This is a genomic window from Lelliottia sp. EB106-05-01-XG201, from assembly GCF_058791735.1.
Map to the genome: position 1 here is coordinate 1,699,681 of NZ_JBYTDV010000001.1, position 13,923 is coordinate 1,713,603.

A 13,923-nucleotide genomic window follows, 5' to 3' on the forward strand; every position below is an offset into this window, starting at 1 on the left:
CATGACCAAACAACGTATTTTTGTCGCCGGTCATCGGGGGATGGTGGGTTCCGCCATCGTCCGTCAGCTTGAACAGCGCGGCGACGCGGAGCTGATTGTCCGCACCCGCGACGAGCTGAATCTGCTCGACGGCCAGGCGGTGCAGCAGTTCTTTGCCAACGAACGCATTGATCAGGTGTATCTGGCGGCGGCGAAAGTGGGCGGCATTGTCGCCAACAACAGCTACCCGGCGGATTTCATCTACGAGAACATGATGATCGAGAGCAACATCATTCACGCCGCGCATCTGCACAACGTGAATAAGCTGCTGTTCCTCGGCTCATCCTGTATTTACCCGAAGATGGCTAAGCAACCGATCGCCGAGAGCGAACTGCTGCAGGGGACGCTGGAAGCGACCAACGAACCCTACGCCATCGCCAAGATTGCCGGGATCAAACTGTGCGAGTCCTATAACCGCCAGTATGGCCGCGACTATCGCTCGGTGATGCCGACCAATCTGTACGGTCCGCACGATAACTTCCACCCGAGCAATTCGCACGTGATCCCGGCGCTGTTGCGCCGCTTCCACGAAGCGACCGCCGCCAACACCCCGGATGTGGTGGTGTGGGGCAGCGGGACGCCGATGCGCGAGTTCCTGCACGTGGATGATATGGCCGCCGCCAGCATTCACGTCATGGAGCTGGACCGCGAGGTCTGGGCCGAGAACACCGAGCCGATGCTGTCGCATATCAACGTCGGTACCGGCGTGGACTGCACCATTCGCGAACTGGCGCAGACCATCGCTCAGGTGGTCGGCTACAAAGGCCGCGTGGTGTTTGACGCCACGAAGCCCGACGGCACACCGCGTAAATTGCTGGACGTGACACGTCTGCACCAGCTCGGCTGGTATCACGAAGTGTCGCTCGAACAGGGACTGGCGAGTACGTACCAGTGGTTCCTGGAAAACCAGCACCGCTTCCGGGGGTAATCATGTTTTTAAGTCAGGAAGATTTTGCCACGGTAGTACGTTCCACTCCGCTGATTTCCATTGATTTCATCGTGGAAAACGAGCGCGGCGAGTTCCTGCTCGGCAAACGCACCAATCGCCCGGCGCAAGGGTTGTGGTTCGTGCCGGGAGGGCGCGTGCAGAAAGATGAGACCTTAGAAAATGCTTTCGAGCGTCTCACTCTCGCGGAGCTGGGGCTGCGTCTGCCGATGGCGGCAGGCCAGTTTTACGGAGTATGGCAGCACTTCTATGACGATAACTTTTCCGGCACCGGTTTCAGCACCCACTACGTGGTGCTGGGTTTTCGCCTGAAAGTGAGTGAGGCAGACCTGCGTCTGCCTGATTCTCAGCACGACGATTACCGCTGGCTGGAGAAGGCTGCGCTGCTGGCGAGTGACCAGGTTCACGACAACAGCCGCGCCTATTTCCTGGCGGAACGTCAGGCTGAGGTGCCGGGCCTATGAAAATCCTCGTTTACGGGATCAACTATTCGCCGGAACTGACCGGTATCGGCAAGTACACCGGTGAGATGGTGGAGTGGATGACCCGTCAGGGCCATGAGGTGCGGGTCATTACGGCCCCGCCTTACTACCCGGAATGGAAGGTCGGCGAACGTTACTCCAGCTGGCGCTATCGCCGCGAGCAGGGAGACGCGACCGTCTGGCGCTGCCCGCTGTATGTGCCAAAACAACCTTCGACCCTGAAACGCCTGCTGCATTTGGGAAGCTTTGCTCTGAGCAGTTTCTTCCCGCTGATGGCCCAGCGTCGCTGGAAGCCGGATCGCATTATCGGCGTGGTGCCAACCCTGTTTTGCACGCCAGGCATGCGTCTGCTGGGCAAACTTTCCGGCGCCCGCACCTTGCTGCACATTCAGGATTACGAAGTCGACGCCATGCTCGGCCTCGGGATGGCCGGGAAAGGGAAGGGCGGAAAAGTCGCGAAACTGGCGAGCGCCTTTGAGCGCAGCGGCCTGCACAACGTCGATTACGTCTCGACGATTTCGCGCTCAATGATGAACAAAGCGCAGGAGAAGGGCGTTCCGGCGCAGAAAGTGATCTTCTTCCCGAACTGGTCCGAAGTGGCGCGTTTTCGCGACGTCGCGGACAGCGATGCGCTGGCGTTACGTGCGCAGCTCGGTCTGCCTGACAGCCAAAAAATCATTCTTTACTCAGGCAACATCGGGGAAAAACAGGGGCTGGAGAGCGTTATCGACGCCGCGCAGCAGCTGGATAAACATCCGTGGATGTTTGTGATTGTCGGGCAGGGCGGCGGTAAAGCCCGGCTGGAGAAAATGGTCAGCGAACGCGGCCTGAACAACGTTAAATTTTTCCCGCTTCAGTCTTACGAGGCGCTGCCAGCCTTGCTGAAGATGGGCGATTGCCACCTGGTCGTGCAAAAGCGCGGTGCGGCGGATGCGGTGCTGCCGTCCAAACTGACCAACATTTTGGCCGTCGGCGGCAACGCGGTGATCACCGCCGAGCCGGAAACCGAATTAGGCCAGCTGTGCGACAGCTTCCCGGGGATCGCCGTTTGCGTGGAGCCGGAGTCGGTGACCGCGCTGGTGGCCGGGATCGAACAGGCGATCGCCATGCCGAAAGAGAATACGGTGGCACGTGAATATGCCGAACGCACGCTCGAAAAAGAGAACGTGCTTAGCCAATTTATTGCAGATATACGGGGATGAATCATGAGTCAGAATAAATTGTACCCGGTGGTGATGGCGGGTGGCTCTGGTAGTCGGTTGTGGCCGCTGTCCCGCGTGCTCTATCCCAAGCAGTTCCTCTGCCTGAAAGGGGAGCTCACCATGCTGCAAACCACGGTTTCCCGTCTCAACGGCGTGGAGTGCGAAAGCCCGGTGGTGATTTGCAACGAGCAGCACCGTTTTATCGTTGCCGAACAGCTGCGTCAGCTCAACAAGCTGACCGAGAATATCATTCTGGAACCGGCGGGGCGGAATACCGCGCCGGCGATTGCCCTCGCGGCACTGGCCGCTCAGCGCAGCAGCCCGGATTGCGATCCGCTGATGCTGGTGCTGGCGGCGGATCACGTCATCCAGCAGGAAGATGCCTTCCGCGACGCGGTGCGCGCCGCCATTCCTTATGCTGAAAGCGGCAAACTGGTGACCTTCGGCATCGTGCCGGATCTCCCGGAAACCGGCTACGGCTATATTCGTCGCGGCGACGTGACCACCGGCGAGGGTGACAGCGTGGCCTTTAACGTGGCGCAGTTTGTCGAGAAACCGAATCTGGAAACCGCGCAGGCCTATGTCGCCAGCGGTGAATATTACTGGAACAGCGGCATGTTCCTGTTCCGCGCCGGGCGTTATCTGGAAGAGCTGGAAAAATATCGCCCGGATATTCTCCGCGCCTGCGAAAAAGCGATGGCGGTGGTCGACCCGGATCTCGACTTTATCCGCGTGGATGAAGCGGCGTTCCTCGCCTGCCCGGAAGAGTCCGTGGACTATGCGGTGATGGAGCGCACGGCGGATGCGGTGGTGGTGCCGATGGATGCGGGCTGGAGCGATGTCGGCTCCTGGTCTTCTCTGTGGGAAATCAGCGCTCATACGGCGGAAGGCAACGTCCACCATGGGGACGTCATCAGCCACAAAACCGAAAACAGCTATGTCTATGCGGAATCCGGCCTGGTGACCACCGTGGGTGTCAAAGACCTGGTGGTGGTGCAGACCAAAGATGCGGTGCTGATTGCCGATCGCAATTCCGTACAGGACGTCAAAAAAGTCGTCGAGCAGATCAAAGCCGATGGCCGTCATGAGCATCACATTCACCGCGAAGTCTACCGTCCGTGGGGCAAATATGACTCCATCGACGCGGGTGAACGCTATCAGGTGAAGCGCATCACCGTAAAACCGGGCGAGGGGCTGTCGGTGCAGATGCACCACCACCGCGCCGAACACTGGGTGGTGGTGGCAGGCACGGCGAAAGTCACCATTGATGACGAGGTCAAACTGCTCGGTGAAAACGAATCTATCTACATCCCGCTGGGCGCGACCCATTGCCTGGAAAACCCGGGGAAAATTCCTCTCGATCTGATCGAAGTGCGCTCCGGCTCCTATCTGGAAGAGGATGACATCGTCCGCTTCCAGGACCGGTACGGGCGGGTTTAGCCCGAGCGCGTTGTTCGCCGGATGCGCGTTGCTTATCCGGCCTACAAAAGACCACGGACCAACGACAAAGACAATTTTGACCATTTTGGGTCAGGGCCGACTGTTGCCTGAAAAAGGGTAAAACCATGAATAAATTAACCTGTTTCAAAGCCTACGATATTCGCGGCAAATTAGGCGAAGAGCTCAACGAAGACATTGCGTGGCGCATTGGCCGCGCGTACGGCGAATACCTGAAACCGAAAACCATTGTGCTGGGCGGCGATGTGCGCCTCACAAGCGAAGCGCTTAAACTGGCGCTGGCGAAAGGGCTGCAGGACGCGGGCGTCGATGTGCTGGATATCGGCCTGTCCGGTACCGAAGAGATCTACTTTGCCACCTTCCACCTGGGCGTGGACGGCGGCATCGAAGTGACTGCCAGCCACAACCCGATGGATTACAACGGCATGAAGCTGGTGCGCGAAGGGGCGCGTCCGATCAGCGGTGACACCGGCCTGCGCGACGTGCAGCGTCTGGCGGAAGCCAACGATTTCCCGCCGGTGAACGAATCCGCGCGCGGCAGCTACCAGCAGATCGACCTGCGCAAAGCGTACATCGACCATCTCCTCGGCTACATCAACGTCAAAAATATCACCCCGCTCAAACTGGTGATCAACTCCGGTAACGGCGCGGCCGGTCCGGTGGTGGATGCCCTCGAAGCGCGCTTTAAAGCGCTGAACGTGCCGGTCACCTTCATCAAAGTTCACAACACCCCGGACGGCAACTTCCCGAACGGCATTCCTAACCCGCTGCTGCCCGAGTGCCGGGACGACACCCGCAACGCGGTCATCGAACACGGCGCGGACATGGGGATCGCCTTCGACGGCGACTTTGACCGCTGCTTCCTGTTCGATGAGAACGGCCAGTTTATCGAAGGGTATTACATCGTCGGCCTGCTGGCGGAAGCCTTCCTCGAGAAAAATCCGGGGGCCAAGATCATCCACGACCCGCGCCTTTCCTGGAACACCGTCGATGTGGTCAGCGCCGCGGGCGGCACGCCGGTGATGTCAAAAACCGGTCACGCGTTCATCAAAGAGCGCATGCGCGAAGAAGACGCCATCTACGGCGGCGAAATGAGCGCCCACCACTATTTCCGCGATTTTGCCTACTGCGACAGCGGGATGATCCCGTGGCTGCTGGTGACGGAACTGCTGTGCCTGAAAGGGCAGACCCTGGGCGAACTGGTCCGCGATCGCATGGCGGCGTTCCCGGCGAGCGGTGAGATCAACAGTAAGCTGGAACTGCCCGCCGAGTCCATCGCCCGCGTGGAGCAACACTTTGCCCTGCACGCGCTGGAGATCGACCGCACGGATGGGATCAGCATGTCGTTCCCGCAGTGGCGCTTCAACCTGCGCTCGTCGAACACGGAGCCGGTGGTGCGCCTGAACGTGGAATCACGCGCCGACGTCCCGCTGATGGAGGCACGAACGCAGGACATTCTGGCGCTGTTGAAGGCGTAATGATATTTCGTCGCCCCTCACCCTAACCCTCTCCCCATAGGGGAGAGGGGATCGCTCGGAGCGGTCTTTTCACCCTCGCCCTATGGGGAGAGGGCCGGGACGAGGGGAAACTCAAACAGGAACAACGATGACAAATCTAAAAAAGCGCGAGCGAGCCAAAACGAATGCATCGTTAATCTCTATGGTGCAGCGTTTTTCTGACATCACCATCATGTTCGGTGGGCTGTGGGTCGTGTGTCAGCTAAGCAACCTGTCGTTTTTATACATGCACCTGTTGATGGCGCTGCTGGCGCTGGTGGTCTTTCAGATGATCGGCGGGATGACAGATTTTTACCGTTCTTACCGCGGCGTCAAAATGACCACCGAGCTGATGCTCCTCCTGCAAAACTGGACCTTGAGCCTGATCTTCAGCGCCGGGCTGGTGGCATTTAGCAGTGACTTCGATAACAGCCTCAAAACCTATCTGTGCTGGTATGCGTTAACCAGCGTCGGGATGGTGGTTTGCCGCTCCCTGATCCGCTTCTTCGCCGGCTGGCTGCGCAATCGTGGCTATAACAAGCGTTATGTGGCGGTGGCCGGGGATTTACCCGTGGGTCAGGCGCTGCTGAACAGTTTTCGCAAAGAGCCGTGGCTGGGCTTTGACGTGGTGGGGGTGTATCACGACGCCAAACCGGGCGGTGTGACCTCGGACTGGGCGGGCAACTACGAGCAGCTGATCGAAGACGCGCGCGCGGGCAAAATTCATAACGTCTATCTCGCCCTCAAGATGAGCGAAGAATCCTGCATCAAATACCTGATGCGCGAACTGGCCGACACCACCTGCTCGGTGATCCTGATCCCTGACGTCTTTACCTTCAACATTCTGCACTCGCGGATTGAAGAGGTGAACGGCGTGCCGGTGGTGCCGCTGTACGACACGCCCCTCTCCGGGATTAACCGTCTGCTGAAACGCGCGGAAGATATCGTGCTTTCCTCTCTGATTCTGCTGCTGATCTCCCCGGTGCTTTGCGGGATTGCGCTGGCGGTCAAAATGACCTCGCCCGGCCCGATTATCTTCCGCCAGACCCGCTACGGGATGGACGGCAAGCCGATCATGGTGTGGAAATTCCGCTCCATGAAGGTGATGGAAAACGACAGCGTTGTGACCCAGGCCACGCAGAACGATCCGCGCGTGACCCGCGTGGGGAACTTCCTGCGCCGCACCTCGCTGGACGAACTGCCGCAGTTTATCAACGTGCTGACCGGCGGGATGTCGATTGTCGGGCCGCGCCCCCATGCGGTGGCGCATAACGAGCAGTACCGCGCGCTGATTGAAGGCTACATGCTGCGTCACAAAGTGAAGCCGGGCATCACCGGCTGGGCGCAGATCAACGGCTGGCGTGGGGAAACCGATACTTTGGAAAAAATGGAAAAACGCGTTGAGTTCGACCTGGAGTACATCCGCGAGTGGAGCGTCTGGTTCGATATCAAGATCGTGTTTCTGACGGTGTTCAAAGGTTTTGTCAACAAAGCGGCCTACTAACATGAGCTTACGTGAAAAAACCATCAGCGGGGCCAAGTGGTCGGCGATGGCAACCATCATCATCATCGGCCTCGGGCTGGTGCAGATGACGGTGCTGGCGCGCATTATTGATAACCATCAGTTTGGTTTGCTGACGGTGTCATTAGTGATTATCGCTCTGGCCGATACCCTGTCGGACTTCGGGATTGCCAACTCGATCATTCAGCGCAAAGAGATTAGCCATCTTGAACTCACCACTCTCTACTGGCTCAACGTCGGGCTGGGGATGGTGGTGTGCGTGGGGGTGTTTTTGCTGAGCGATGTTATCGGCGATGTGTTGAATAACCCGGACCTCGCGCCGCTGATCCGCACGCTGTCGTTTGCCTTTGTGCTGATCCCCCACGGCCAGCAGTTCCGCGCCCTGATGCAAAAGGAGCTGGAGTTCAACAAAATCGGCATGATCGAGACCACTTCGGTGCTGGCCGGTTTTACCTTCACTGTCGTCAGCGCTCATTTCTGGCCGCTTGCGATGACGGCGATCCTCGGGTATCTGGTCAACACCGCCGTGCGCACGCTGCTGTTCGGGTTCTTTGGCCGCAAGATTTACCGTCCGGGCCTGCATTTCTCGCTGGCGTCGGTCTCATCCAATCTGCGTTTTGGTGCCTGGCTGACCGCCGACAGCATCATTAACTACGTGAATACTAACCTCTCCACCCTGGTGCTGGCGCGTATTCTCGGGGCGAGCGTCGCGGGGGGCTATAACCTGGCGTACAACGTGGCGGTTGTCCCGCCGATGAAGCTCAACCCGATTATCACCCGCGTGCTGTTCCCGGCGTTCGCCAAGATTCAGGACGACACCGAAAAGCTGCGTGTGAACTTCTACAAGTTGCTGTCGGTGGTGGGGATTATCAACTTCCCGGCGCTGCTCGGGCTGATGGTGGTCTCCAACAACTTTGTTCCGCTGGTGTTTGGCGAGAAGTGGAGCGGGATCATCCCGATCCTGCAGCTGCTGTGCGTGGTGGGCCTGCTGCGCTCCGTCGGCAATCCGATCGGGTCGCTGCTGATGGCGAAAGCGCGCGTCGATATTAGCTTCAAATTCAACGTGTTTAAAACCTTCCTGTTTATTCCGGCGATTATCGTCGGCGGCCAGATGGCGGGCGCGATTGGCGTCACGCTGGGCTTCCTGCTGGTGCAGATCGTCAACACGGTGCTGAGCTACTTCGTGATGATTAAGCCGGTGCTCGGCTCCAGCTATCGTCAGTACATCCTGAGCCTGTGGCTGCCGTTCTACCTGTCGCTGCCGACGCTCGCGGTGAGTTACGGATTAGGGATTGTGCTCAACGGCCATCTGCCGCTGGGCGTACTGCTGGCGGTACAGATCGCCGCCGGTGCGCTGGCGTTTGGGGGGATGATTGTGCTGTCCCGCAATGCGCTGGTGGTGGAGATGAAACGCCAGTTTTGTCGCAGCGAGAAGATGAAAACGTTGCTGAGGGCGGGGTGATTTCCCCCTCACCCTAACCCTCTCCCAAAGGGAGAGGGAACTTTTCACCCTCTCCTTGTGGGAGAGGGCCGGGGTGAGGGCATCAGGCCGCACCTGTTATGTGAAGAACCCCTTTTAGAGGTCATTATGAAATTACTGATTCTGGGCAACCATACCTGCGGCAACCGTGGCGACAGCGCCATTCTGCGCGGTCTGCTGGATGCCATTAACACCCTTGAGCCTGAGACAGAAGTGGATGTGATGAGCCGCTATCCGGTGAGCTCGTCGTGGTTACTCAATCGCCCGGTGATGGGCGATCCGCTCTACAGCCAGATGAAACAGCACAACACCGCGGCGGGCGTGGTGGGGCGCGTGAAGAAAGTGCTGCGCCGCCGCTATCAGCATCAGGTGCTGCTGTCGCGTGTGACCGACACCGGCAAGCTGCGCAATATCGCCATCGCGCAGGGCTTTACCGATTTTGTGCGCCTGCTGTCGGGCTACGACGCCATTATCCAGGTCGGCGGATCCTTCTTTGTCGATCTGTACGGCGTGCCGCAGTTTGAGCATGCGCTCTGTACGTTCATGGCGAAAAAACCGCTATTTATGATTGGTCACAGCGTCGGGCCATTCCAGGATCCGCAGTTCAACCAGCTGGCAAACTATGTCTTTGGTCACTGCGACGCGCTGATCCTGCGCGAATCCGTGAGCCTCGATCTGATGAAACGCAGCGAAATTGATACGTCGAAAGTGGAACACGGCGTGGATACGGCCTGGCTGGTGGACCATCAGAACGACAACTTCGAGGCCAGCTATGCGGTTCAGCACTGGCTGAACGTGGCGGCAAAGCAGAAAACCGTCGCCATCACCCTGCGCGAACTGGCGCCATTTGATAAGCGTCTGGGAACTACCCAGGCCGCCTACGAACAGGCGTTTGCCGAAGTGGTGAATCGCGTGCTCGACAGCGGGTATCAGGTGCTGGCGCTCTCGACCTGTACCGGGATCGACAGCTACAACAAAGATGACCGCATGGTGGCGCTGAACCTGCGCAATCTGGTAAACGATCCGTCGCGGTACCACGTGGTGATGGACGAACTCAACGACCTGGAGATGGGCAAGCTGCTTTCCGCCTGCGACCTGACGGTGGGCACGCGTCTGCACTCGGCGATTATCTCCATGAACTTTGGTACGCCGGCGATTGCCATCAACTACGAACACAAATCGGCGGGCATCATGCAGCAGCTCGGGATGCCGGAGATGGCCGTAGATATTCGCCATCTGCTCGACGGTTCTTTGGGCGCGATGGTTGGCGACACGCTGGGCCAGCTTCCGGCTGTTAACGAACGCCTGGCGCGCGCGGTGAAAGCGGAACGCGAAAACGGCATCAGCATGGTCAAATCCGTCCTCGACCGCATCGGGGAGGGCAAATGAAGGTTGGATTCTTCTTACTGAAATTCCCGCTCTCGTCTGAAACTTTTGTACTCAACCAAATCACCGCGTTTATCGATATGGGATACGACGTGGAGATTGTCGCCCTGCAAAAGGGCGATACGCAGAATACCCATGCGGCCTGGACGCAGTACGATCTTGCAGCGAAAACCCGCTGGCTGCAGGATGAGCCGCAGGGCCGTCTGGCGAAACTGCGCTACCGTGCAACCCGGACGCTGTGCGGGTTGCATCGCCCCTCGACGTGGCGGGCGCTGAATGTGTCGCGCTACGGCGCGGAGTCGCGCAACCTGATCCTCTCCTCGATTCGCGGGCAAACCGCACGGCCATTTCGTGCCGATGTGTTTATCGCCCACTTTGGCCCGGCAGGCGTGACGGCGGCAAAGCTGCGCGAGCTGGGCGTCATTGACGGCAAAATCGCGACCATTTTCCACGGGATCGACATCTCCAGCCATGAGGTGTTGAACCATTACACCGGTGAATATCAGCAGCTGTTTCGTCGCGGCGACATGATGCTGCCGATCAGCGACCTGTGGGCCGGACGGCTGAAAACCATGGGCTGTCCGTCTGACAAAATCACCGTGTCGCGGATGGGGGTGAACATGGAGCGCTTCACCCAGCGGCCGGTGAAAGTGCCGGGTAAACCCCTGCAAATTATCTCCGTGGCGCGTCTTACCGAGAAAAAAGGGCTGCACGTGGCGATCGAAGCCTGCCGTCAGCTCAAGTCGCGCGGGGTGGATTTCCACTATCGCATCCTCGGGATTGGCCCTTGGGAGCGCCGCTTACGTACGCTTATTGAACAATATCAGCTCGAAGGCGTGGTGGAGATGCCGGGCTTTAAACCGAGCCACGAAGTTAAAGCCATGCTCGATGAGGCTGACGTGTTCCTGCTGCCGTCCGTCACCGGCGCAGATGGCGATATGGAAGGGATCCCCGTCGCGCTGATGGAGGCGATGGCGGTCGGTATTCCGGTGGTGTCTACCGTGCATAGCGGTATCCCGGAGCTGATCGAGCCCGGCCATTCCGGCTGGCTGGTGCCAGAAAACAATGCCTCGGCGCTGGCGGACCAACTGGCGGCGTTTAGCGATATCGATCAGCAGGCGCTGGCCCCTGTGCTGCACAACGCGCGGCAAAAAGTCGAAACCGAATTTAATCAGCAGGTGATAAATCGTCAGTTAGCGAGCCTGTTACAAACGCTATAAGCCGAGGTGGTATGCTGAAAAAAATAACCCGACGCTCTTTCGTGACCTCCTGCTCTTTGCTGGCCGCGACGCCGCTGCTCACCACCCGCCTTGCGCGGGCGGCGGGGGGCGGGACGGTCGACATCAGCCAGTACAATCGTAAGGACTGGATCGCGGCCTTTAAGCAGGCCTTCGTCGATGGCGACACGGTGGTGGTCCCGGCGGGACTCACCTGCGAGAACATCAACACCGGGATTTTTATTCCCGACGGCAAAACCTTGCTGATCCGCGGAGCGCTGACCGGGAACGGTCGCGGGCGTTTCGTGCTGCAGGAAGGCAGCAAAGTGATTGGCGAAGGGAAGGGCCGCACGGAAAATATCACCCTGGATGTGCGCGGTTCTGACTGTGTGATCCAGGGGCTGGCGATGAGCGGCTTTGGCCCGGTGACGCAGATTTACATCGGCGGTAAAAAACCGCGCGTCATGCGTAATTTGCTGATCGACAATATCAGCGTGTTGCAGGCCAACTACGCCATTCTGCGGCAGGGATTCCATAATCAGGTCGACGGGGCGCGGATCACTAACAGCCGTTTCAGCCATCTGCAGGGCGATGCGATCGAGTGGAACGTTGCTATCAACGATCGCAATATCCTGATTTCCAACCACGTCATCGACAACATCAACTGCACCAACGGCAAGATTAACTGGGGTATCGGCATCGGCCTGGCCGGGAGTACATACGATAACGACTACCCGGAAAAGCAGACCGTGAAGAACTTTGTGGTGGCGAACATCACCGGGAGTAACTGCCGCCAGCTGATTCACGTCGAGAACGGTAAACACTTCATTATTCGTAACGTCAAAGCGAAAAACATCACCCCGGATTTCAGTAAGAAAGCGGGGATTGATAACGCGACGGTGGCGATTTACGGCTGCGATAATTTTGTCATCGACAACGTCGAGATGGTCAACAGCGCCGGGATGCTGATCGGTTACGGGGTGATTAAGGGCGACTATCTGTCGATTCCGCAGAACTTCAGGCTCAACAACATCCACCTGGATAATCGTGAGCTGGCGTATAAACTGCGCGGTATCCAGATTTCGTCCGGCAATGCGACTTCATTTGTCGCCATCACCAACGTCGAGATGCAGCGTGCTACGCTTGAACTGCATAACAAACCGCAGCATCTGTTTTTGCGTAACATTAAGGTGATGCAGGAAGCGACCGTTGGGCCCGCGCTGAAGATGAATTTTGACCTGCGCAAAGACGTGCGCGGCAAGTTTATGGCGAAAGACGAGACGTTGCTGTCGCTGGCAAACATCCACGCTGTGAATGAGAAAGGCCAGAGTTCGGTGGATATCGACCGGGTGGATCAGCAGGTGGTGAATGTGGAGAGGTTGAACTTCAAATTGCCCCACAGATAGGTTTTGCGCCAGCCATTTTGCGATTATTCTGGGGCAAAACTGTGACGTATTCGGACAACAACTACTGTATTTTGTGGGTCGAAAGCGTACCATCAGGTCCAGAATTACCGCAAAACATGCTGGCGAAAACAGGTTTAACAGCTATAATTCGGCAACCATTTTAAGGTGGAAGAAATAATGATTAATTTGAAAGCAGTCATTCCGGTAGCGGGTCTGGGCATGCATATGCTGCCAGCCACGAAGGCGATTCCAAAAGAAATGCTACCGATCGTCGACAAGCCGATGATTCAGTACATCGTTGACGAGATTGTTGCTGCAGGGATCAAAGAAATCGTTCTGGTGACCCATTCATCCAAGAATGCGGTAGAGAACCACTTCGACACCTCTTACGAACTCGAAGCGCTGCTTGAGCAGCGTGTTAAGCGTCAGCTTCTGGCCGAAGTGCAGTCTATCTGCCCGCCAGGGGTGACCATCATGAACGTTCGCCAGGCGCAGCCGCTGGGCCTGGGACACTCCATTCTTTGTGCTCGCCCTATCGTGGGTGACAACCCGTTTATCGTCGTGCTGCCAGATATCATTCTGGACAATGCGTCTGCCGATCCGCTGCGTTACAACCTGGCCGCTATGGTCGCGCGTTTCAATGAAACGGGCCGCAGCCAGGTGCTGGCAAAACGCATGAAAGGCGATCTGTCCGAGTACTCTGTGATTAAAACCAAAGAGCCGCTGGATTCAGAAGGGCAGGTGAGCCGTATCGTCGAGTTCATCGAAAAACCCGATCAGCCGCAGACCCTGGCTTCCGATCTGATGGCGGTGGGCCGCTACGTACTGAACGCTGATATCTGGGCCGAACTGGAAAAAACAGAGCCTGGCGCATGGGAACGTATTCAGCTGACTGATGCAATCGCCGAACTGGCGAAGAAACAGTCCGTTGATGCGATGCTGATGACTGGCGACAGCTACGACTGCGGTAAGAAAATGGGGTACATGCAGGCGTTCGTGAACTACGGGCTGCGTAACTTGAAGGAAGGGGCGAAGTTCCGTAAGAGCATTGAGAAGATGCTGACGAGCGAGTGATTCTTCAGTCCTGTTAAGCGCCACGAGCAAAGTAGCGGCAACCGTCATCCTGAGCGAAGGTAAATACTCAAGATTGATAGTTGCCGTTTTTTGTTTTTAAAGTCCCAGAATTACAATGAGTTACCTGTTGTTTTTTTGGACTACTTGATAAGGATTTCTACTTGTTTCTGGGGGCGATAAGGACGACAATTAACGTTCTTCTGTGGTTATCCACT

The 13,923-nt window shown here is 57.6% G+C and carries 11 protein-coding genes; all 11 read left to right on the forward strand.

The window, feature by feature from the left end; genetic code table 11:
- Position 1: 1 nt before the first annotated feature.
- Positions 2-967 (forward strand): GDP-L-fucose synthase, encoded by a 966-nt coding sequence (gene fcl, locus AC3WS9_RS07875; RefSeq protein ID WP_282493963.1) that lies wholly within the window; start codon positions 2-4, stop codon positions 965-967.
- Between the two features lie 2 nt (positions 968-969).
- Positions 970-1,449: a GDP-mannose mannosyl hydrolase gene (locus tag AC3WS9_RS07880; RefSeq protein WP_492487652.1), complete on the forward strand. Its 480-nt coding sequence runs from the start codon at positions 970-972 to the stop codon at positions 1,447-1,449.
- Positions 1,446-2,669: a colanic acid biosynthesis fucosyltransferase WcaI gene (wcaI, locus tag AC3WS9_RS07885; protein ID WP_492487654.1), complete on the forward strand. Its 1,224-nt coding sequence runs from the start codon at positions 1,446-1,448 to the stop codon at positions 2,667-2,669. The genes AC3WS9_RS07880 and wcaI overlap by 4 nt, the downstream gene beginning before the upstream one ends.
- 3 nt (positions 2,670-2,672) lie before the next feature.
- On the forward strand, positions 2,673-4,109 hold the full coding sequence (gene cpsB / locus AC3WS9_RS07890) for a mannose-1-phosphate guanyltransferase (protein ID WP_282493966.1): 1,437 nt from the start codon (positions 2,673-2,675) through the stop codon (positions 4,107-4,109).
- 125 nt (positions 4,110-4,234) lie between these two features.
- Positions 4,235-5,605 (forward strand): colanic acid biosynthesis phosphomannomutase CpsG, encoded by a 1,371-nt coding sequence (gene cpsG / locus AC3WS9_RS07895; RefSeq protein WP_285155115.1) that lies wholly within the window; start codon positions 4,235-4,237, stop codon positions 5,603-5,605.
- Between the two features lie 127 nt (positions 5,606-5,732).
- On the forward strand, positions 5,733-7,127 hold the full coding sequence (wcaJ, locus tag AC3WS9_RS07900; protein WP_285144112.1) for an undecaprenyl-phosphate glucose phosphotransferase: 1,395 nt from the start codon (positions 5,733-5,735) through the stop codon (positions 7,125-7,127).
- 1 nt (position 7,128) lies between these two features.
- Positions 7,129-8,607 carry a colanic acid undecaprenyl disphosphate flippase WzxC gene (wzxC, locus tag AC3WS9_RS07905; protein WP_492487657.1) on the forward strand — a complete coding sequence of 493 codons (1,479 nt, stop codon included), beginning with the start codon at positions 7,129-7,131 and terminating at the stop codon, positions 8,605-8,607.
- Positions 8,608-8,733: 126 nt separating this feature from the next.
- On the forward strand, positions 8,734-10,014 hold the full coding sequence (wcaK, locus tag AC3WS9_RS07910; RefSeq protein ID WP_492487659.1) for a colanic acid biosynthesis pyruvyl transferase WcaK: 1,281 nt from the start codon (positions 8,734-8,736) through the stop codon (positions 10,012-10,014).
- Positions 10,011-11,231 carry a colanic acid biosynthesis glycosyltransferase WcaL gene (gene wcaL / locus AC3WS9_RS07915; protein WP_285144116.1) on the forward strand — a complete coding sequence of 407 codons (1,221 nt, stop codon included), beginning with the start codon at positions 10,011-10,013 and terminating at the stop codon, positions 11,229-11,231. Before wcaK ends, wcaL begins: the two co-directional genes overlap by 4 nt.
- Positions 11,232-11,242: 11 nt before the next feature.
- Complete coding sequence (gene wcaM, locus AC3WS9_RS07920) at positions 11,243-12,634, forward strand: colanic acid biosynthesis protein WcaM (RefSeq protein WP_492487661.1); 1,392 nt, start codon at positions 11,243-11,245, stop codon at positions 12,632-12,634.
- Between the two features lie 177 nt (positions 12,635-12,811).
- Positions 12,812-13,708: a GalU regulator GalF gene (gene galF, locus AC3WS9_RS07925; RefSeq protein ID WP_282493973.1), complete on the forward strand. Its 897-nt coding sequence runs from the start codon at positions 12,812-12,814 to the stop codon at positions 13,706-13,708.
- Positions 13,709-13,923: the final 215 nt, after the last annotated feature.

Coding starts and splice junctions, on each gene's coding strand:
- fcl (WP_282493963.1), top strand. CDS start 2: ATGACCAAACAACGTATTTTTGTCGCCGGTCATCGGGGGATGGTGGGT.
- AC3WS9_RS07880 (WP_492487652.1), top strand. CDS start 970: ATGTTTTTAAGTCAGGAAGATTTTGCCACGGTAGTACGTTCCACTCCG.
- wcaI (WP_492487654.1), top strand. CDS start 1,446: ATGAAAATCCTCGTTTACGGGATCAACTATTCGCCGGAACTGACCGGT.
- cpsB (WP_282493966.1), top strand. CDS start 2,673: ATGAGTCAGAATAAATTGTACCCGGTGGTGATGGCGGGTGGCTCTGGT.
- cpsG (WP_285155115.1), top strand. CDS start 4,235: ATGAATAAATTAACCTGTTTCAAAGCCTACGATATTCGCGGCAAATTA.
- wcaJ (WP_285144112.1), top strand. CDS start 5,733: ATGACAAATCTAAAAAAGCGCGAGCGAGCCAAAACGAATGCATCGTTA.
- wzxC (WP_492487657.1), top strand. CDS start 7,129: ATGAGCTTACGTGAAAAAACCATCAGCGGGGCCAAGTGGTCGGCGATG.
- wcaK (WP_492487659.1), top strand. CDS start 8,734: ATGAAATTACTGATTCTGGGCAACCATACCTGCGGCAACCGTGGCGAC.
- wcaL (WP_285144116.1), top strand. CDS start 10,011: ATGAAGGTTGGATTCTTCTTACTGAAATTCCCGCTCTCGTCTGAAACT.
- wcaM (WP_492487661.1), top strand. CDS start 11,243: ATGCTGAAAAAAATAACCCGACGCTCTTTCGTGACCTCCTGCTCTTTG.
- galF (WP_282493973.1), top strand. CDS start 12,812: ATGATTAATTTGAAAGCAGTCATTCCGGTAGCGGGTCTGGGCATGCAT.